Consider the following 20,102-nt stretch of genomic DNA (forward strand, 5'->3'; position numbering starts at 1 on the left):
ACGGTGACGCACGGTGACGGTCGAGCCCAAGCTGCTCCCGCTGCGCATCCGCCTCCCGTACGCGACGGAGGACGACTTCGTCGAGAAGTACGGCTCGAACGTCGCGCGCGGGGGACTCTTCATCGCCACGCGCTCGCCCAAGCCCGAGGGCACGGGGCTCGCCTTCGAGCTGGTGCTGGCCGATGGCGGGCGCCTGCTGCGCGGCGAGGGCCTGGTGGTGAAGTCCCAGGCCGAGGGCCCGCGCGCCGGGATGACCGTGCGCTTCGTGCGGCTCGATGCGTACAGCAAGGCGCTCATCGATCGCATCGTCTCCCGCCGCAATCACGGCTCCGAGGGCACCACCCGCTCCGCTGACGCGGCGGCCATTGCCGTGCCCCCCACCGAGGTGCCCGAGCCCCTCGCGAGCCCGCCCGTCGTCGAGACCCCTCGCGCCGAGGAGCCCGCGCAGGAGCCCGCTCCGCGCCCGGAGCCAGCACCCGCGACGGCGAAGCGCGGGCGGCCGGTCATCTCCGCGGAGGCGCTTCGCAAGCAGGCCGCGGCTCCGCCACCCCAGACGGCCCCCAGCGCGCCGAAGCAGGCCATGCCCAAGCCGGCCGCGCCGAAACCCGCTGCTCCCAAGCCGGCCGCGCCGAAGCCCGCCGCTCCCAAGCCGGCGCAGGCCGCCCCCGGCACACCGCCAGTTCCCACTCCGTCTGGGTCGGCCACCGCTCCGCGCCCGGCGGCTCCCCCGGCCACTCCCAAGCCGGCCCAACCCCGTGCGCCGGAGCCGAAGACCCCGGCTCCCGCTCCGACGGCGCCCCCGGCGTCCGCGAAGCCAGCGGCGCCCGCCGCTCCACCCCACCCGCCCGCGCCGAAACCGGCCGCGCCTCCTCCGCCGGAAGCGGTGACTCCTCCCACCGCCCTCCCCGCGGCACCTGCACCAGCGACGCCCGAGGCCAGCCCTGAGCCGCGGGTTCCCGCTACGCCCCGGCCACCCGAGGCGCCCGCAGCGGCGAAGGTCTCGCAGCCCACGCCCTCCGCGCTCCCCTCCACGAGGGTGCCCACGCCCGTGGAGGTCCCCGCGGTTGCCGCGCGGCCCACGACCCAGGACCTCATCGCCAACGCCGTCCTGGATCATCTCGCCCCTGACGAGGAGTTGCTCTCCCCCGAGAGCATCACCCTGGAGCCCGAGCCTCCCGCGCCGGTGACGCCCGCCGTCTCCGTGCAGCCAGAGCCGCCCGTCGCCGAGACCCCGGCCCCGGTGGAGCCGCCCGCCGCCCCCGTCGCCCGCGAGGTCCCGCCTCCCGCCGAGGAGCCTCGCCGGTCCGTCTCGCCCGAGAGCAAGGGCCGCCGGCGCGCCATCCTCGACGTGCCCGTCTCCACGCCCGCGACGGCCGCTCCCCCAGAGGTGGTGCTCGGCATCGACCTCGGTACCTCGCACGCGCGCGTCGCCGTCCGCCACCAGGGCACGCTCCAGCGCATCCCCCTCGGCGAGGACAAGTCCCTGCCCTCGCTCATCGCCGTGGACGCCTCGGGCCAGCTCCTCGTGGGCGCCGCCGCCCGCGCCGAGGCCGAGCGCGCTCCCCGCAACGCCGTCCACGGGCTCCGCCGCTTCCTCGGCCTGCGCGCCCGCTCGCCCCTGGTGCGCGCGCTCGGCGGTCCCCTGCCCTTCCCCATCTCCGCCGGCCCTCATGGCGACGCCAGCATCGAGCTCCACGGCCGCGGCCATCTCCTGCCCGAGCTCGCCGCCCGCGTCCTGCGCGAGCTCAAGTCCGCCACCACCGCCTTCCTCGGCCACGAGGCCACGCGCGCCGTCCTCTGCGTCCCCGCTCACTTCGACGACCGCCAGCGCGCCGCCATGCGCGAGGCGGGCGCGCTCGCCGGGCTCGACGTGCTGCGCATCCTCAATGCGCCCTCGGCCGCGGCGCTCGCCTTTGGCCATGAGCGGGGACTCGCCCGCAAGCGCCTGCTCGTGGTGGAGCTCGGCGGCGGCGGCCTCGACGTGTCCGTCGTCCAGCTCACCGGGGATGATCTCGAGGTCATCACCACCGGGGGAGATCCCACCGTGGGCGGCATGGACTTCGACGCGCGCATCGCCGAGGCGCTCGCCAGCGAGCTGCAGGTCCAGGGCCTCCCCCGCCCCGAGCACCCCGCCGACTGGCTCCCCCTGCTCAGCGCCGCCGAGGCCGCCAAGGTGGCCCTCAGCGAGCGCGAGGAGGTCTCCTTCCCGCTGCCCGGCTCGCCCACGCCGTTCTCGCTCAACCGCGAGCGCCTGGAGGCCCTCACCGCGGACCTCGTGCAGCGCATCACCCTCGTCGTCCGCCACGTGCTCGAGTCCAGCGCGCTCTCGCCGCAGGGGCTCGACGAGGTGTTGCTGCTGGGAGGCCAGGGCCGCTCGCCGCTGGTGCGCCGCCGGCTGGAGGAGAGCCTGGGGGTGCCCGTGCGCGCGGACATGGAGTTCCCCCACGAGGCCACCCACTCAGTGGCGCTCGGCGCGGCGCTGCTGGGCCAGGGACTGCTCGATGCCGCCGCGGGCAAGCCCGGCGCCACCGTCTCCGAGGTGCTCTCCGTCCCCATCGGCGTGGCCGAGCGCGGGGGCACGCTGCGCCGCGTCCTCGAGCGCAACACCCGGCTGCCCGCGGAGAAGACGCTCGTGCTGCCCGTCACGCCCGGGCCGCTCACGCTCGCCCTCTTCCAGGGGCCCTCTCCGGTGGCCGCGGAGAACGAGTACCTCGGCACGCTCGCCTTCTCCATCGAGCGGGCCGGCGAGGCCGAGGTGCACTTCAGCCTCTCGCAGGACGGCATCCTCTCGCTCGCGGCCACGCTGCCCGGGGTGAAGCGCCACGCCGTCACCCTCGCCCTGGACATGCCCGAGGACGCGGAGTTGGAGGCCGTCATGGCCCGCTCGCCGCTGGAGGGCGAGCCCGAGGCCCGTCCGGGAGGGCTCCTCTCCGGCCTGCGCAAGCTCTTCGGCCGCCGCTAGCGCCCCGGTAATTCCCCGGAGACCAGGAGGCCGAGCGAGCGCCCAGGCCCCTCCCCGGAGCGTGCACGGCCATCCGGGTCGGCTCGCAGTCCAGTCCTTCTCATTCCGGACGAATGGACAGATTCCCGCCAGCAGACATCCGAAGTGCTTGATGGGAGGACGAGATGAAGATCCGTTCGTGGATGGGTGGTATCGCGGTTGTTGCCCTCTGCACCGCTGGCTCGGCCTTTGCGGCTATCGACGCTGCGGATGTCGGCAACCGGCTCGACTTCAACCCGGACCAGACGAAGGTGGGCCTCGACGTACGCCTGGGCGTGGGTGGTCTCACGGGAGATCTCGGGGCGCGCACGGCCCCGGGCCCGCTGCTCGGCATCACGGCGGGTGCGCAGCCCTGGCGCCTCATCGGCCTCGAGGCGGGCGTCGAGGGGCAGCGGCTCCCCATCGATGATGCCCGCGTCGGGGACAATCAGGCCCTGTACCGCTACAACCTGGGCGTGCTGGCCAAGGCCGGTCCGCTCGTGATGCAGGACAAGCTGCGTCCCTACGTGGGCGCTGGCATCGGCGTGAGCTACCTCAACGTCACCGATGACGCCGAGGCGCTCTACCAGAACGACATCCTCGCCGAGGTGCCGCTCGCGGCGGGCGTGGACTACCGGTTCACCGACAACATCTTCGCCGGCGCGCGCGCCTCGTACCGCATCCTCGCGGGTGACGAGTTCGCGGACGCGGCCAACGTGACGTTGAATCCGGGCGAGGACAACGCGGACGGCAACCTGCTCAACTTCGCCCTGACGGTGGGCGGCCGCTTCTAGTCCTCGCGGCACCGGGTCTCCGTGAAACCCGAGCCCCGCCGCGCCTCCACTGGAGCGGCGGGGCTTCGTGCAGGCTCAGGCCGCCATCGCTCCGGGCTCCGAGGACTCGCTGGCGGTGTGCACCGGCAGGGCGATGCGGAAGGTGGTGCCCCGGCCCGGCTGGCTCTCCACGGTGATGTCACCGCCGTGCATGGTGATGATGCGCTGGCACACCGAGAGCCCCAGCCCGCTGCCCACTCCCGCGGGCTTGGTGGTGAAGAACGGCCGGAAGATGCGCTCCAGGTTCTCGGCGGGAATGCCGCAGCCGCTGTCACTCACCTCCACGAGGACGCGAGTGTCCGGGCCCTTCCGGGCCACCAGCCGGATCTCGTTCTGCTCCACCTGGCCCGGAGGAATCGCGTGCGCCGCGTTGATGATGAGGTTGAGGAACACCTGGCACAGGCGGGCCGCGTTGCCATGCGCCCGGGGTGCTCCCTCCGTCTGCATCACCACGCGCGCCCGCTGGCGGACCTCGTGCGCCGCCATCTTCGACGCGCTCCGCAGCACGGACTCCAGGTCCACCGGGCCGCCCACCGCGTCGTCCGCGCGCGCGAGCATCTTGAGATCCTGCACCAGCAGCTTCACCCGCTCGGCGCCCTCGTGCGCTTCCGAGAGCGCCGCCAGCAGCTCCTCGCGCTCCAGGGGCGAGGGCGCGCCCTGCATCCGCTCCAGCTCCTCGCGCGCGTAGCTGAGGTTGCCGAGGATGAAGGCCAGCGGGTTGTTGATCTCATGGCCCACGCCCGCCGCGAGCTGCCCCACCGTCACCAGCCGGTCCGCGAAGAGCAGCTGCGCATTGGCCTCCTCCAGCTCGGTGGTGCGCTGGCGCACCGTCTCCTCCAGCAGGAGGTTGTAGCGGCGCATCTCCCGCTCCGCGGACTCGGCCTCGGCCTTGGCCAGCCGCTCCTTCTCGCGCACGGTGTCGCGCAGCTCCTCGGTCATCCGGTTGAAGGCGCGCGCCAGCGTGGCGTACTCGTCCTTGCCCTTCACCGGCAGCTCGGTGGTGAAGTCACCCCGGCCGATGCGCGCCGCCCCCCGCAGCAGCGCCAGTGACGAGCGCCGCAGGGTGATGAGCAAGGTGGCCGCCAGCGTGAGCACCACGCCCAGCGCCACCAGCGGCACGGTCACGCCGAACACCTGGCCGGCCCGCAGGGCCTCGAGCCGATCACGCTTGTGCCGCGCCAGCCGCTCGCGCTTCTTCCCCCAGGCCTTGTTCAGGTACGGCATCACCTGCATGCGGAAGGAGTCGATCGACTCGTGCAGCACCCGGTCCTCGCCATCCATCCCCGCCAGCCGCACGCGCGACTCCAGGTGCTCCATCCAGCCCAGGTGCGCCCGCCGCGCCTCCTCCACGAGGGAGAGATCCTCGGTGAGGGACTCGGGCATGTCCTCGAGCGCGACCAGCTCCCGGAGGTGCGCGAAGTCCGCCTCGGCGCGCAGCTGCTCCGCCTCGAGCACGCCCCGGAGCTCCTGCCCCTTCCCGTACGCCTCGAGCAGCGTGTGCGGCACCCACACCGCGTCTCCCGTCAGCTTGCCGTACAGGGTGTTCTGCTCCTGCATGGCGAAGAGCTGCTCCGTGCTCAGGCGTCCCCGGGTGGCCAGGGCGTACAGCGCGCCCCCCAACACCGCGACGAGCCCCACCGCCACCACGGCGAACAGTAGGATTTTGCCGCGCACCGTCATCGTATTGGCCTCTCGGATGGACCCCCGGGGCCGCCCCGGCGCCCCCTAACCCGTGCCGCCAATACCTCAACCCGGCGATTCGAGCCAGACCGGAATTATCCAGCAGAACGGTATTTGTCGACAACCCACCAGAGTGACAATCCGGTGAACATCGCCTGGAGCAGGAGGGCTCGAGGCTCGCTCAGAGCGCGGCGCGGTCCAGCAGCGCCTCGGGGCGGGGATCCTTCTCCCAGGCCTCCAGCACCGCCTGGCCAGGCGAGCGCCCGGAAGCGGCCACCTCGGCGAGCGGCTCCAGCAGCGGGACGTCCTCGCGGTCCAGACGCTCCAGGCCGCGGCGGGCAATGGCCACCATCTCCCCGGCCAGCCGGTGCAGCTCCTGGTTGCCGAGCCGCCCGGCCAGCCCCTGCCGGCGCGCGGTGTCGTGGAAGGCCAGGTGCTCCTCGTAGGACAGCTGGGGCAGCAGCTTCTCGGCCTCGTCCATCGCGCCCGGGCCGTACAGCAGTCCCCGCCACAGCGCCGGGAGCGCGCCCGTCATCGCGGCCGACGCGCAGTCCGCGCCGCGCACCTCCATCACCTTCTTCAGCCGCACCTCCGGGAAGAGCGTGGAGAGGTGATCCGTCCAGTCGGACATGTCGGCGGGCGCGCCCTCGAAGCCCTCCTTCATGAACTGGCGGAAGGTCATCTTCGGGCGGAGGTACTCGCCGCGCCGGCGCAGGAAGAGGATGGGGGCGTCCAGGGCCCAGTCCAGGTAGGCGCGGTAGGAGAAGGAGCCGTCGAAGAAGGAGCGCAGGTAGCCGCAGCGCGTGGGGTCCACCTCATCCCAGACGCGGTTGCGGAAGGACATGTAGCCCGAGGGCTTGCCATCCACGATGGGGCTGTTGGCGTAGAGGCCCACCATCAGCGGGGCCAGGCGCGCCGTCAGCACCGTCTTGCGCACGCAATCGGCCTCGCTCTCCCAGTCGAGCGACACCTGGCCGGTGGAGGTCATCAACATCATGTTGTGCGCCAGCCGGCCGCGCTCGGGGAGGGACTGGCGCATGGCGACGTAGCGCGTCTTGGGCATCCACGGCATGTCCGCCGGGGTGCCGAAGGGCCGGTAGCCCAGGGCCACCAGCCGCAGCCCGAGCGCCCCGGCGGCGGCCTTCACCTCGGCCAGGTGGGCGAGGTTCTCCGCGTGGGCCTCGCGCGCGGTGCGCAGGGGCGAGCCGGACAGCTCCAACTGCCCGCCGGGCTCCAGGGAGATGGTGAGCATGCCCTTCTGCAGGGCGATGGCGGGCGAGGACGGCGTCTCCCGGAAGGGGGTGTAGCCGTTGGGCGCCAGCCGCTCCAGCAGCGCGCCAATGCCCGAGGGGCCCTCGTACGGCACGGGCCGCGCGGACTGGACGGGGTAGACGAATTTCTCGTGCTCGAGCCCCAGCAGGTGCTGTGAGGGGGGCTTCTCCGCGGATCGAAAACCCTCCAACAACTGGTCATCGGAGGTGATGGGCTGGGAGGAGGCGCGCTGGAGATCGAGAGACATGGCGGCCCTATATAACGATCGTTGACCCCGCCGCCGTCATTTGCGCATCGTGCCGACAATGACCCACCCCCCGACCCACCCCTCCCCGGTGCCCACCTTCTCGGCCCGGGCCGGTCCGGCGGACGTGTTCCAGGGGCTCGGCCTCATCTTCCGGGCCGGACACCTCATCTTCCACACCCCCGCGTTGAGGCGGCTGTCCGCCCTGTGCGCGGCCGTCACCCTGGTGGCCCTGGGAGGCCTCTTCGTCCTGCTCTGGATGTATGCGCCGGACCTGCTGGGGTGGCTGTGGACCCGGCCCGAGCCCTGGTACGGCCGCGTCTTCTGGTACCTCGTCCTGGTGTTGATGTTCCTCGTGCTGCTGGTGGTGGGGGCCAACGTGGTGGTGCCCGTGGTGCTGGCGCCCCTGCAGGACCCTCTCTCCGAGCTCACCGAGGCCCAGTGCGGCGGCTACGACCCGCCCCCCTTCCGGCTCGGCTCCTTCCTCCAGGGACTGGCCACCGGCCTGGGACACACCCTGGCGCGCGTCTGCTTCCTCGTATTGGGACTGGCGGTGCTCTTCCCGCTCAACCTGCTGCCGGTGGTGGGCAACGTGGCGTGGACGGTGCTGGGCACCCTGTGGACGGTGCTCTGGCTGGCGGGCGAACACCTGGCCGCGCCCATGACGCGCCACCAGTACCGCTTCGCCGAGGTGCGCCGGGTGCTGCGCCAGCGCTGGCTGCTCTGCCTGGGCTTCGGGGCGGGCGTCTACCTCCTGCTCTGGGTTCCGATCCTCAACAGCTTCTTCCTCCCGGTGGCCGTCGTGGGCGGGACGCTCCTCTACCGGGGGCTGCTCGCCGCGGGCAACGTGCCTCCTCCCCCTTCGTCCGGCCTGCTCGGGAAATAATCCGTGGGGCCGGTTGTCTCCCCTGGTGGCCTCGATTCGGGAACGCGGCGCACGATCGTGGCGTTATCGAACGCTGCGGGAAGGCGTCGGCTTGAAGCACCAAGGGGCCATGATTAGGCTTGCCCGGTTGCTCCCGGCACTCGCTCCTCACGCCAACTGCTCGGATTCGTTGGGCTTTTCACGCATCACCCCTGGGGCCCACGGGCCCCACCCTGGATGAACCATGCCGCGACTCTTTCGCCGGATCACCGCCGTCGCCGTTCTTCTTGGCGCCTGGGCCCTCGTGGGCAACGACCGGGCCCCTCTGCCTCTGACTCTCGGCGTGGCGGAGGCCGGCCAGGCAGGCTCGGACTCCACCCGCGTCGCCGGTGAGAAGGGGGGCCCGACACACGACCTCTCCTCCCTTCGCGTCTTCACCAAGGTCATCCTCTATGTGAAGGACAACTACGTCGATCCCAAGCGCGTGAAGCCCAAGGAGATGATGATCTCCGCGCTGGAGTACGTGGAGAAGAGCGTCCCGGACGTGCTCGTGGACGGCAACGCCGAGACGGGCAAGCTCAACGTCAACGTCAACGGCAAGACGCGCGAGTTCGACATCAGCCACGTCGACTCGCTGTGGAAGATGTCCTTCACGCTCAAGGACGTCTTCGACTTCGTGAGCAAGAACATGCGTCCCATGGAGGACACCCGCGACATCGAGTACGCGGCCGTCAACGGGATGCTCTCCACGCTGGATCCGCACTCGGTGCTGCTGCGCCCCGAGGTGTACCGGGAGATGAAGCTCTCCACCAAGGGCGAGTTCGGCGGCCTGGGCTTCGTCATCCAGATGCGCGAGGGCAACCTCACCGTGGTGAAGGTGCTGCCCAAGACGCCGGCGGCACGCGCGGGCATCCAGAAGGATGACCAGATCAAGAAGATTGGCGAGGAGTCCACGGTCAACATGGACCTCAACGAGGCCGTGTCCAAGCTGCGCGGCCAGGTGGACAGCCGCGTGGCCATCACCGTGGAGCGCAAGGGCTGGGAGAAGCCGCGCTCCATGACGCTCAGCCGCGCGATGATCTCGATCGAGAGCGTCCAGCACAAGCTGCTGGCCGGCAACGTGGGCTATGTGCGCCTGAAGAACTTCCAGGGCAACACCACGCGCGACCTGCAGGCGGCGCTCAGCGAGATGCGCCGGCAGGCCGAGCCCAAGGGCGGGCTCAAGGGTGTGGTGCTCGACATGCGCGGCAACCCGGGCGGTCTGCTGGAGCAGGCCATCCAGGTGTCCGACACCTTCCTGTCCAACGGCACCATCGTCTCGACGGTGGGCCTGTCCGACAAGCTGCGCGAGGAGAAGCGCGCCCGTCCGGACGAGGGCGAGGACACCTACCCCGTGGCGGTGCTGGTGAACGCGGGCAGCGCCTCGGCCTCGGAGATCGTCGCCGGCGCGCTCAAGAACCTCAACCGCGCCGTCATCATCGGCCGCCAGACGTTCGGCAAGGGCAGCGTGCAGGTGCTCTATGACTTCCCGGACGACAGCGCCCTGAAGCTGACCATCGCCAAGTACCTCACCCCCGGTGACGTCTCCATCCAGGAAGTGGGCATCGTCCCGGACATCGAGCTGGTGCCCTCGGCCGTCACGGACGAGCGCGTGCTGGTGTTCGCCCCGCGCAAGACGATTGGCGAGGCGGACCTGGATCAGCACTTCGGCAACCCCAACTCGGACTCGGTGGCCAAGAAGCGCGAGGACGTGCTGGGCCGCGAGAAGCCGCTGGAGACGGTGAAGTACCTCAAGCTCGACGAGAAGCAGCAGCAGGCCATCGCCAAGAAGCAGGAGGAGGCCGCCAAGAATCCCGAGACGGCCGCCAAGGCGGGCCACCCGCTGCTGGACATCGACTCGGTGAGCACCGGCGAGGAGCTCGACGACCAGATGGACGCCGAGAGCCAGGACGAGGTGAAGGAGGACTTCGAGGTGCAGTTCGCCCGCGACTACGTCCTGCAGATGCCCTACCCGGACCGGCGCCAGATGCTGCAGAAGGGCAAGGACTTCGTGGAGAAGAAGCGCACCGAGGAGGAGCAGCGCATCAACTCCGCCATCCAGGCCCTCAACGTGGACTGGAGCGCGGGCGCCACGCCCAAGGACGTGAAGCTCGCCGCCACCTTCACCCCCGCCGCCGACCAGCGCATCGCCGCGGGCGAGACGTTCGACCTGGCGCTCACCGCGGAGAACAAGGGCACCGAGCCGCTCAAGCGCGTGCGTGCCTGGACGGAGAGCGACAACTACTACCTGGATCGCCGCGAGTTCCTCATCGGCAGCCTCGCCCCGGGTGAGAAGAAGACCTGGAAGGTGAAGGTGAAGCTGCCCAAGGATCTCACCTCCCGCCGTGACGAGGTGAAGGTGAAGTTCTTCGACGACCACGGGGCCCTGCCCACCTCGCTCACCAGCGAGCTGAACTTCGCCGAGCTGCCGCGTCCCGCCTTCGCCTTCAACTGGCAGGTCGTCGACGAGTGCGAGACGTGCAACCGCGACGGCGTGGCCCAGCGCGGCGAGGACATCACCCTGGTGATGGACGTGACGAACAACGGCAAGGGCAAGGCGCTCGACTCGTTCGCGCAGATCAAGAACCTGGGAGACCCGGACATCTTCATCGAGAAGGGCCGCTTCAAGATTGGCGAGCTGGCCCCGGGCGAGACGAAGACGGCGCGCTTCCAGCTCGAGGTGAAGAAGACCTACGACGGAAAGACGTTCCCGCTGCGGTTGGCCATCGTGGACGAGCCGCTCGAGGAGTTCGCCATGGAGAAGCTGGAGCTGCCCGTGTCGGACGCCCCGGTGGCGAAGTTCGAGGCGAAGAAGGGCCTGGTGAAGCTGTCGGAGAAGGCCGAGCTGCTGGCCTCGCCGGAGCAGGGCGCCCCGGTGGTGGCGAAGCTCTCGCGGCCGGCGATGCTCAACACCGACGCGGTCACCAAGGGCTTCTACCGGGTGGAGCTGGACAAGGACCGCTTCGCCTTCGTGAGCACCGAGGATGCCCGCGACACGAAGGGCAAGGCCACGCCGCTGCCCGGGCTGACGTACGTGGCCCGCCGCTCGCCGCCGGAGATCAAGCTCGACGTGGACCTGGCCCAGGGTGGCCTGGTGGCCAACGGCGAGCGCTACACCCTCACCGGTGAGGTGGACGACGCCCAGGGCCTGCTGGACATGTACGTGCTGGTGAACGACCAGAAGGTCTACTTCCAGGGCGTGGACACCAAGGCCGCCAAGGCGGGCGATCCGCACAAGCTGAAGTTCAGCACCGAGTTCTCCCTCAAGGAGGGCAACAACAGCGTGCTGGTGGTGGCCCGCGAGAGCACCGACTTCGCCAGCCGCCGCACCCTGGTCATCCGCCGCCGTCCGGCCGAGGTGGCCCAGAAGGTGACGCCGGCCTCGGCCACCAAGCCGGCCAAGTCGGCCACGCCGTAGCAGGTAGCCAGGCTGATCGTCCGCATTCCGGGCGGCTTTCGCTGGGGCACGGTGCCCCTTCGGAAGCCGCCCGTTTTATTGACGCTCCGCGCACACGCACGCTAGCGTCGCCCCGATTGGCGCCGTCGCAGGACGCGCGCCCGGGAGGCGGTACTGAGGATGCGGACGTTCAGCCGTGGGATGGCCCTCGCGGTACTGGTGTGCGGCTCCGCCGCGTACGCGGATCGCAACGACTTCAGAATCACGGATCTCGGCAATCCGGCGACGGACCCGGAGGCCCACACGGACTTCCGCGCCTTCGCGCGCACCTTCGCCGCGGTGATGACGTCGGCGAACCTCATGCCCCCGGAGACGCTGGGGCACGCGGGCTTCTCGCTCAACGCGGAGCTGAGCGTCACCGGCCTGCCCTCGCCGGGCCGCGAGGACGGCCAGGCGACGATCCCCACGGAGGGGAGCGCGACCAATCCGCTGCTGATCCCCTCGGTGCACGTGCGCAAGGGCCTGCCCTTCTCCTTCGAGCTGGGCGCCCGCGTGGGGTGGATCGACCGCAGCAGCATGTTCGCCGCCACCGGCGAGCTGAAGTGGGCCGTCAACGAGGGCTTCACCTGGCTGCCGGACATCGCCGTGCGCGCCCACGTGACGCGGCTGATGGGCAACAAGGACTTCGACCTGACGGCGGGCGGCCTCGACTTCGGCGTGGGCAAGCAGTTCCCGCTCGGGGGCATGGTGACGCTCACCCCCTACGGCGGCCTGGACCTGGTGGGCGTGGCGGCCAGCACGGACACGCTCGACTTCAACCAGAGCCGCACGCGCGGCGACACGCTCAACCCCGCCAACCCCTACGCCGGCCTGGACAACACCGGCGTGTACAAGGAGGTGAAGCTGGGTGAGAACATCAACAGCCGCCTCTACGGGGGCGTGCGCTTCATCGGCGGCGCGCTGCAGCTCGGCGCCGAGGTGTCGCTGAGCAACCAGGGCTTCATCGAGACCACCGCGACCAACGCGGGCGAGCCGGTCAACCGCGCCCTGCCCGCGGTGCTGGCCTTCAACACCACGCTCGGCCTGGACTTCTAATCCTCTGTCAGGGAAGTCCGCGAAGATTTCCCCTCTCCCTTCGGGAGAGGGACGGGGTGAGGGTGCCAGGGCCCCGGGTTGAACCCTCTGTCCACACTGAGGGCCACGGGTTGAAAGAACGGGCTCGGATACCCTCACCCCAACCCTCTCCCGGGGGGAGAGGGAGCATCGAACCCCTCCGGTCACTTCCCTGAAGAGGCTCAGGCCGCCTTGCCGCGCAGGGCCTCGCGCATGGCGCGGGGCTTGTTGGTGATGAGGTAGGAGACGCCCATCGCCTCCAGCTCCCGGGCCCGCGCGGCGTCATCCACCGTCCACACCGCCACGCGCAGGCCCCGGCGCCTCCACTCCTCCACGCGCTCCGGAGTGCACTGCCCGTGGTACGGGTGCACCGAGTGCGAGGACACGAGCGGCGTCACCACGTACGCCTGCGGCCCCCAGCGCTTGTCTGGATCGATGAGGAAGCCGCGGCGCAGCGAGGGCGCGGCGGCCGCCGTGCGGAAGAGGCACAGCGGGTTGAAGCTGGAGATGACCACCCGCTCGGACAGCCCCCGGCGGGTGACGAGCTCCGCCACCTTCCGGGACAGCCCTCCGTCGTCGGCGTGGTCGCACTTGAGCTCGATGTTGATGAGGAAGTGCGAGGGCAGCGCGTCCAGCACCTCCTCCAGCAGGGGAATGCGCGCGGGCGCGAAGCCGAGCCGGCTGCCCACGTCCGCCTCCTTCAGCTTCCACCAGGACGTGGTGCGCACCTCCCAGGGCAGGCCGGCGAGCCGCTGCAGGTGCTCGTCATGGCACACCACCACCTCGCCGGAGCCGCACACCATGGCGTCCAGCTCCACGCCGTCGGCCCCCTGGGCCACGGCCTCCTGGAAGGCGGCGAGGGTGTTCTCCGGGGCATCGGCGCTGGCACCTCGGTGGGCGAGCAGGAGCATGCCCGCCAATCTGCAACAGCCCGGCCCCCGGTGCGAGCGTCCCGTGACAGGCGGCTTGCCTCACCCCCGGCTTTGCTGCACTGTGCGCGGCATGCTGGGGCTGCGCACCGGGGAGATTCTGTTCATCGCGTTCATCCTGGTGGTGGTGTTCTCCGCCGCCCGGATGGGACAGCTCGGCAACGCCGTGGGCAAGTTCGTCTACTCGTTCAAGAAGGCCTCGAAGGGTGAGGACCTCGTGGACGTGAAGCCGCTGCCCCGCTCCAAGCGCGGCCAGGACGTGTCCGACGCCGACTACACCGACTCCGGTCCCAAGCGCGGTTAGCTCGCGCCGGGCGGCGCTCCCCCGGCCAGCAGGCGCTCGGCCTGCTCGCGCAGCGAGGGGTGCACGGAGGCGTCCCGGGCCAGTTCCTCCAGGTCGTTGCCGTTGAGCAGCGGGACGATCTTCACCCCCACCTCCGGCGGCAGGTACGGGTTGAAGACGAGCGCCCGGCGCACTCCGTGACGCGTGGACCAGCGCGGCGATTTCCAGATCTCCACCAGCGGCTCCGGCCGGGCCGGACGGCGCGCCGCCATGCGCACCACCAGGGGCTCGGTGAGGCGGGGGTTGAGGAGCGCGTTGCGCACCACCGCGGGGTTGCTCGCCGTCACCAGCCGCGCGAGCAGATCCGGGTCCCTCGTGAGCCGGGCCTGCTGCTTGAGGTGCCCCAGCGACTGGGTCATCAGCTTCGCGTCCGCCTTGGCCGCCGCGCCCTCGTCGAACTCCTTCTGGGCCGGCGCCGTCTCGAAGAGGTCCGCCACCGACTCCAGCGACTGCACCTCGGCCATGCGGCGCATGGAGTCCGCGTAGGGGATGCTCGCGGCCTCCCGGCCCAACGCCGACACGAAGGCGGAGAGCACGCAGGTGGCCGGCTCCCAGCCACCCCGAGCCAGGAAGATGACCTCGTTGAGCAGCTCGTTCGCGTCGAGCGGATCCCTCCGCGCGAGCTCCCGCGCCGCCGCCTTGCGGACGATCTCCGCGCTCCCGCTCAAGGCATGGAGCCGGTGGATGACGGTCTTGGCCTCTTCACGGCTGGGCATTGCCGTTGCTTCCCTCCTTGGACCCTCCGCTGGCGACGGCCGTCTGCGGCTCGAGCGTCACCTCGAGCCGGAAGTTCGCCAGATCCGAGGGGTACTCGTAGAAGAAGACGACGAAGGGCGCCCGGGCCCCGGGAGCCACTTCCTTGGCGGCGGCGTCCAGACGGGCCCGCAGCGTGTCGGCCTCGCTCGCGCTCGCGAGCGCGTTCAGCTCCTCCGGCGTGGGCACGGCGCCCGCGATGCCTTCCGCGGACTTCACCCGCTGCTCGCCCTCGTACAGCACGACCCCCGCCTTCACCCGGATGGCGGAGGTGCCGCGGTTCTCCACCTCACCGCGCACGAAGAAGAGGCTGTGCCCGTCCCGCGTCTCGTAGAGGCCGTTGGACAGGTCCTTCGCCACCAGGGGCCGCGTGGGCGACACCAGCTCGCGCATGCGCGAGGGCGACAGGGCCGACAGCTCCATGCGCCCATCGTTGAGCCAGGCCACGGCCATGGCGAGCAGGCCCACCACCAGCACCGCCGCCACCATGAACTGGGCGGCCACTCCGGCCAGGCGCTGCACCAGGCTCGGGCCCGTGCGCTCGGCGGGGGCTGACTGCGGCGGAGGCGGCGCGGCGATCACCGGCGGAGGCGGCGCGGGCGGCAGATCCGCGAGCACCTCGCGGCCCGGCGCGCCCTCGCCCGGCCCCGGGAAGTCGGGGAACGGGTTGCGCTCGGTGGGCGCGTTCGCCTTGGCGATGGGCGTGGCCGCGACCGTCTGCGGAGCCCCCCAATCCGGAACACCCGACGGAGGCGCCTGCTGCGGCGCACCCCAGTCCGGGATGCCCGAGGGCGCCGCCTGCTGCGGCGCACCCCAGTCCGGGATGCCCGAGGGCGCGGGGCTCGGAGCGGGCACCGGGGCCTTCGCGGAGGCCGGAGGCAGTGCCGCCACCGGGTCGAACGCGGCGAACGGGTTGCCCCCATCCATCTCGCTGGCAGCCGGAGCCTGCGCGGAAGCCGGAGGCAGCGCCGCCACCGGGTCGAACGTGGCGAAGGGGTTGTTGCCCTCGAGGTCCTCCATCTCGCTCGGAGCCGCGGCGGGAACGGGCACGGGCGCGGCGCGGGCCGGCGTGGGAGCCGGGGCGGCCGGGGGCTCGAACGAGACGAACGGGTTGTTGCCCTCCAGGCCCTCCATCTCCTCGTACATCGGAGCGGGCGCGGCGCCGCGGGGCGGCAGCGTGGGCGCGGCCTGGGTGGTCACGTCGTCCGGAGGCAGGGAGAATGGATCATTCTCCTCGAAGGACGGCGCGCTTTGGCGAGGCGCGGGCGCGGCACCGCGGGGCGGCAGCGTGGGCGTGGCCGGCACCGTCGGCGCGGCCTCGGAAGGCAGCGAGAACGGATCGTTCTCCTCGAAGGACACCGGCGCGCTTTGGCGAGGCGCGGGCGCGGGGCTCCGGGCCGGGACCTGCACGGGCACGGGCGCGGGCGCGGCCGGCTTGGGCGCCGGCGGAGCGCTGCGAACGGGCACGGGCGTGGGGACGGGCTTGGGCGCCGGCGGCAACGTGGGCACCGGGGCCGGGAGCGTCGCCTCCGTATCGGTCGAGCCGAACGGATCGTTCTCGTCGAAGGAGAAGGGGGCGCTGCTCACGGGCGCGAGCGCGGGGCTCTTGGCCGGAACCTGCACGGGCGCGGGGCTCTTGGCCGGAACCTGCACGGGCGCAGCGGCCTGGGCCGGCTTGGGAGCCGGAGCCGCGGGCCTGGGGGGCTGCGCGGGGCCGGTCGCGAGCGCCCCGGCGGGCTTGTTCGGAATGGGCGCCTTGGCGGCCAGCTTGAGCGCCTCGGCGGGCGTGGGGGTGTTCTCCCCCATGAACTCCATCAACGGATCCAGGTCGATGGTGGCCGGCGTCCTGGGCGCCTCCAGCGAGGTGACGCGGGGCAGTACGGCCGGAGCGCCTCCGCGCGGAGCGGCGATACCGGGGGCCGCCGCGGCGGCGCTCACGGGCCCGTCGAAGAGGTTGTCCAGGTTCGCCGGGCGCACGGGGGCCTTGGCGGCGGGTGGGGAGGCCCGGGGCACCTCGAGGGGTGTACCCGCCCGAGGAGTGGCCGGAGGCTTCGCGGCCGGGTCTGGGGAAGGCATAGCCGGGGCCGGCGCGGCGGACGTGGAGTCCTCACGCGCGACCTTGAAGGTATGCTGACACTTCGTGCAGCGGACCTTGACCCCCTTGTCCGTCACCTTCTCGTCGGGGATCTTGAACCGCGTCTGACACCGCTCACACTTGACGATCATTCAGGGCTCGACCGGTCCGGGAGTATAGGCGCAGAGGGGCGTCATCGCGAGCATGCCTCCACCCGGCTTGCCCGCCCCCCACCCCTCTGCTACAGGCTTCTGTCCCACACCGTGTGCGCAAGCTTCCGGAGTGGGCGGAGAACCCAGATATGAGCGAGCCAGAGCAGGCAGGCGTGCCGGGCAAAGAGCCCAAGGTCATCAAGCGGTACACCAACCGCAAGCTCTACGACACCGTCGAGAGCCGGTATGTGACCCTGGATGAGATCGCCGCAATGATCAAGGAGGGGGTCGAGGTCCAGATCGTCGACAACCGGACGAAGGAGGACCTCACCTCGGTCACGCTGGCGCAGATCATCTTCGAGGAGGAGAAGAAGCGGAACCGGATGCCGCTGACGGTGCTGCGGGAGATCATCCGGCACCCCGGCGAGTCGCTGACGGGCTTCATCCAGAAGGAAGTCACCCCGAGGGTGGCGTCCATCCGGGAGGAGGCGGAGTCGCGGCTGGACAAGCTGCTGAGGCGCGAGGACAAGCGGGAGGACGGCACGCAGGAGGCCGAGTCCCCGTCCGCCGAGCAGCCGGCCGAGCAGCTACAGCAGGACGCCAACGCGCCGGGAGGCCCGGCGGAGCTGCTGAAGGCGAGCCAGCGGGCGCTGGAGGACTGGCAGCGGAAGATTGACGAGCGGGTGAAGCACGCCGTGGAGAACCTGGCGGGCAACCTGCCGGCGCTGGGCCGCGACATGCAGGTGCTGACGCAGCGGCTGGAAGAGCTCGAGAAGAAGCTGGACGAGCTCGAGAAGAACAAGCAGCAGTAGCGCCGTACGCCCTGCCCTACCGAGCCTCCCCTCACCGCCAACCTCCCCTCTCCCCCCGGGAGAGGGACGGGGTGAGGGTATCGAGGCTCACGGGTTTCCCGCCCGCGTCACTTCGCCGGTGCGCGCGGGTGAGCCGTGTCCCACGCAGCCACCACGCGCTTGGGAGCAACGCGCCGCCAGGCCTCGACGAGCAGCCTGCCGAAGAGCGCCCGGTCCACGCGCGCGAGCTCGACGCTCGTCCACCCCTGGTGTCCCCACGGCGTCACCGCGAACACGTCGGGCTGCATCTTCACGAAGGCGTCCTGCTCCTCGAGGGACAGCTTGAGGACGGCGCGCTTGTCCTTCTCCCAGAGCGTCGCGAAGATCTTCCCCCGCACACGGAACGAGGGCTTGTCGAAGTGCGCCTGTTCCTCGGCCTCGGGCAGTGCCAGCGCCAGCTTCCGGACGTCGTTGGGAGTCATGCCTTGGCACCCTACTGCGAGTGGCGGCGCTCATAGCGCTGCATCAGGGGCGTCACCGAGATGCCGTGCACCACGATGGAGATGGCCACCACGGTGAGCACGAAGGGCACCAGCCGGTGCGCCAGCGACTCCTCCAGACCATGCCCGAGGGCATAGAAGAGGTAGTAGAGCGAGCCAATCCCCCGGATGCCGAACCAGCTCATCAGCCAGCGCTGGGGGCGCGAGGTGCGCGTGCCGGCGAGCGTGACGAGCACGACGGCGGGCCGGATGACGAGGAAGAGCAGCGGCGTGAACCAGAGCGCCTCGGTGGACAGCGGCAGGCCCGCCAGGAGGATGCCGAGCACCAACACGAGGCTCACCTCGCCGAGGCGCTCGAGCTGCTCGTTGAAGTCGAGCACCGCGTTGGCCATGTAGGCGGGGGCGTGCTCCGGGTGGGTGGCCGCATCCGGCTCGGTGCGCGCGTGCGCGAGCACCTCCTCCGGGGGCTTTCCCGAGTTCGACCGCTTCTCGATGCGCCGCAGCGCGAGCCCGGCGGCGAACACCGCGAGGAAGCCGTAGGCGTGCACCAGCAGCGCCACCCCGTAGGAGAGCGCGATGAGCCCCAGGGCGAGGAAGTCATCCAGCCCCACGGCCTCGCGGTGGGTGCGCCGCAGGTAGAGGACGAGCCGCCCGACGGCGCTCCCCAGCAGCGTGCCCACGCCGAGCCCCGCCACCGCCGCCCACAGCACGTCCACGGCCACCCAGCGCCACAGTCCCTCGCCCAGCGGGTGCAGCCCGAGCAGGCCCAGGCCGAGCATTACGAAGGGAAAGGCGGTGCCATCATTGAAGCCGGCCTCTCCGGTGAGCCCGAAACGCAGGGCGTCGCGCTGGAGGGGGTGCTCCATCTGCACGTCCGAGGCGAGCACGGGGTCGGTCGGGGCGAGCATCGCGCCCAGCAGCACGGCCGCGCCCAGGGGCAGCCCCAGCAACCCCACGCCCGCGGCGGCCACGAGCCCCACGGTGAGCGCCATCGCCAGGAAGGCGAGCCGCACGGTGATGAGCCACTGCGGATCCTTGAAGGGCGCCCGCAGCTTCAGGCCCGCGGTGAAGAGGGAGATGAGGACGCCCACCTCCGTCATGTGCTCGAGCAGCTTCGCCTGCGCGTAGGCATCGAGCCGGCCCAGGCCCACGCGGCCCAGGACGAAGCCCACCACCAGGTACAGCAGCGAGGTGGACAGGGGCAGGCGCTTGAGCACCGAGCCCCCCAGCGCCATGCCGAGGAGGAGCAATCCCGCCACGATGAACCACACCGTCATCTGCATGCGGCCCGAACCTCCCGTGGCGGAGAGTTCGTGCGGCTACGCCACGCGGGAGGCCTTCTTCCCACGCTTCGTGGCCTTGGCGGGCGCCCCGTCGAAGATCTCCGTGGCGATGGCGGCGAGCATCTGGGCGCCGGTGCTGCTCGGGGCGTACTCCCAGATGGTCTTCCCGTGGCTCTGCGCCTCATCCACCTTGACGTTGTAGCCGAGCGGCGTGGCGGCGAGGGTCTCAGGGAAGTAGGCCTTGAGGCGCTCGAGGATGGCGGTGGCGAGCGCGGTGCGCCGGTAGAGGGTGGGCACCACCTTGGTGATGCGCAAGCCGGGGCGGCCCTCGGTCTCGGCGACCTGGCGCACGGTGTCGGCCACCTCGGCGCAGCCATCGAGCGCGAAGTACGTGAGGGCCACGGGCACCACCACCTCGGTGGCGGCCACGAGGATGTTGCGCGTGGTGATGCCCATGGACGGCGGCGCATCGAAGACGATGGCGTCGAAGCCGGCGGCCTCCGCGGGCGCGAGCCGCTCGGCGAGCCGGTGCGCCCGGCGCTCGTCCTGGGCCACCACCAGGGGGAAGTCCGCCATCTCCTTGTAGGCGGGCAGGACGGACAGCCCCTCGACGGCCGAGGGCTGGACCACGTCCTCCAGGCGCACGGCCGGGTCGGTGAGCAGGTGGAAGACGTTGCGCGGCAGGGTGCGCACGTCCAGGCCGAGCGACTTGCCCGCGTGCCCCTGCGTGTCCAGGTCCACCAGGAGCACCTTGAGCCCGCGGTCCTTCGCGAGCCACGCCGCGGTGTTCACCGCCAGCGTCGTCTTGCAGGTGCCACCCTTTTCGTTGATGAAGGCGATGCGCCGCATGGGGG

The 20,102-nt window shown here is 71.2% G+C and carries 15 protein-coding genes; 7 read left to right on the forward strand and 8 right to left on the reverse strand.

The annotated features are described in order from the left end of the window. Positions 1 to 13 precede the first annotated feature (13 nt). Positions 14 to 2,962 carry a TIGR02266 family protein gene (locus NR798_RS37300; protein WP_375767317.1) on the forward strand — a complete coding sequence of 983 codons (2,949 nt, stop codon included), beginning with the start codon at positions 14 to 16 and terminating at the stop codon, positions 2,960 to 2,962. Between the two features lie 164 nt (positions 2,963 to 3,126). After that, positions 3,127 to 3,774: an outer membrane protein gene (locus NR798_RS37305; protein WP_375767318.1), complete on the forward strand. Its 648-nt coding sequence runs from the start codon at positions 3,127 to 3,129 to the stop codon at positions 3,772 to 3,774. Positions 3,775 to 3,849: 75 nt separating this feature from the next. On the opposite strand, the gene NR798_RS37310 is transcribed toward NR798_RS37305, so the two are convergent. Then, positions 3,850 to 5,493 carry an ATP-binding protein gene (locus NR798_RS37310; protein WP_375767319.1) on the reverse strand — a complete coding sequence of 548 codons (1,644 nt, stop codon included), beginning with the start codon at positions 5,491 to 5,493 and terminating at the stop codon, positions 3,850 to 3,852. Positions 5,494 to 5,674: 181 nt separating this feature from the next. Next, the gene (locus tag NR798_RS37315; protein WP_375767320.1) at positions 5,675 to 7,012 is read right to left on the reverse strand and encodes a glutamate--cysteine ligase; all 1,338 of its coding nucleotides are present in this window, start codon (positions 7,010 to 7,012) and stop codon (positions 5,675 to 5,677) included. Positions 7,013 to 7,070: 58 nt separating this feature from the next. On the opposite strand from NR798_RS37315, the gene NR798_RS37320 reads away from it, so the two are divergent. From NR798_RS37320 to NR798_RS37330, 3 genes are all read left to right on the forward strand, one after another. Next, positions 7,071 to 7,895, forward strand: coding sequence for an EI24 domain-containing protein (locus NR798_RS37320; RefSeq protein WP_375767321.1), 825 nt, complete (start codon positions 7,071 to 7,073; stop codon positions 7,893 to 7,895). A 223-nt stretch (positions 7,896 to 8,118) separates the two neighbouring features. Next, positions 8,119 to 11,331 (forward strand): MXAN_5808 family serine peptidase, encoded by a 3,213-nt coding sequence (locus tag NR798_RS37325; protein WP_375767322.1) that lies wholly within the window; start codon positions 8,119 to 8,121, stop codon positions 11,329 to 11,331. Between the two features lie 159 nt (positions 11,332 to 11,490). Beyond that, on the forward strand, positions 11,491 to 12,405 hold the full coding sequence (locus NR798_RS37330) for a hypothetical protein (RefSeq protein ID WP_375767323.1): 915 nt from the start codon (positions 11,491 to 11,493) through the stop codon (positions 12,403 to 12,405). Positions 12,406 to 12,605: 200 nt separating this feature from the next. Here NR798_RS37330 and NR798_RS37335 read toward each other — a convergent pair whose 3' ends face one another. Beyond that, positions 12,606 to 13,334: a glycerophosphodiester phosphodiesterase gene (locus NR798_RS37335; protein WP_375767324.1), complete on the reverse strand. Its 729-nt coding sequence runs from the start codon at positions 13,332 to 13,334 to the stop codon at positions 12,606 to 12,608. Between the two features lie 91 nt (positions 13,335 to 13,425). Between NR798_RS37335 and NR798_RS37340 the strand changes: the two genes are divergently transcribed. Then, positions 13,426 to 13,656, forward strand: a complete 231-nt coding sequence (locus tag NR798_RS37340; protein WP_375767325.1) for a twin-arginine translocase TatA/TatE family subunit — start codon at positions 13,426 to 13,428, stop codon at positions 13,654 to 13,656. Here the strand turns inward: NR798_RS37340 and NR798_RS37345 are convergent. Together NR798_RS37345 and NR798_RS37350 are read right to left on the reverse strand one after the other, a co-directional pair. Continuing rightward, positions 13,653 to 14,411, reverse strand: coding sequence for a hypothetical protein (locus tag NR798_RS37345; RefSeq protein ID WP_375767326.1), 759 nt, complete (start codon positions 14,409 to 14,411; stop codon positions 13,653 to 13,655). The genes NR798_RS37340 and NR798_RS37345 overlap by 4 nt on opposite strands. After that, positions 14,398 to 16,674 carry a zinc-ribbon domain-containing protein gene (locus NR798_RS37350; RefSeq protein ID WP_375767327.1) on the reverse strand — a complete coding sequence of 759 codons (2,277 nt, stop codon included), beginning with the start codon at positions 16,672 to 16,674 and terminating at the stop codon, positions 14,398 to 14,400. The genes NR798_RS37345 and NR798_RS37350 overlap by 14 nt, the downstream gene beginning before the upstream one ends. Before the next feature lie 149 nt (positions 16,675 to 16,823). Between NR798_RS37350 and NR798_RS37355 the strand changes: the two genes are divergently transcribed. After that, a complete protein-coding gene (locus tag NR798_RS37355) occupies positions 16,824 to 17,486 on the forward strand; it encodes a polyhydroxyalkanoate synthesis regulator DNA-binding domain-containing protein (protein WP_375767328.1) in 663 nt (220 codons plus the stop codon). 107 nt (positions 17,487 to 17,593) lie between these two features. On the opposite strand, the gene NR798_RS37360 is transcribed toward NR798_RS37355, so the two are convergent. The 3 genes from NR798_RS37360 to NR798_RS37370 are packed head-to-tail and all read right to left on the reverse strand — an operon-like array spanning position 17,594 to position 20,097. Continuing rightward, the gene (locus NR798_RS37360) at positions 17,594 to 17,947 is read right to left on the reverse strand and encodes an MmcQ/YjbR family DNA-binding protein (RefSeq protein WP_375767329.1); all 354 of its coding nucleotides are present in this window, start codon (positions 17,945 to 17,947) and stop codon (positions 17,594 to 17,596) included. A gap of 11 nt (positions 17,948 to 17,958) precedes the next feature. Next, complete coding sequence (locus tag NR798_RS37365) at positions 17,959 to 19,248, reverse strand: cation:proton antiporter (protein WP_375767330.1); 1,290 nt, start codon at positions 19,246 to 19,248, stop codon at positions 17,959 to 17,961. Between the two features lie 36 nt (positions 19,249 to 19,284). After that, positions 19,285 to 20,097: a ParA family protein gene (locus NR798_RS37370; RefSeq protein ID WP_375767331.1), complete on the reverse strand. Its 813-nt coding sequence runs from the start codon at positions 20,095 to 20,097 to the stop codon at positions 19,285 to 19,287. Positions 20,098 to 20,102: the final 5 nt, after the last annotated feature.

The sequence above is a fragment of the Archangium gephyra genome (genome assembly GCF_042230915.1).
GTDB classification, from domain to species: domain Bacteria; phylum Myxococcota; class Myxococcia; order Myxococcales; family Myxococcaceae; genus Archangium; species Archangium gephyra_B.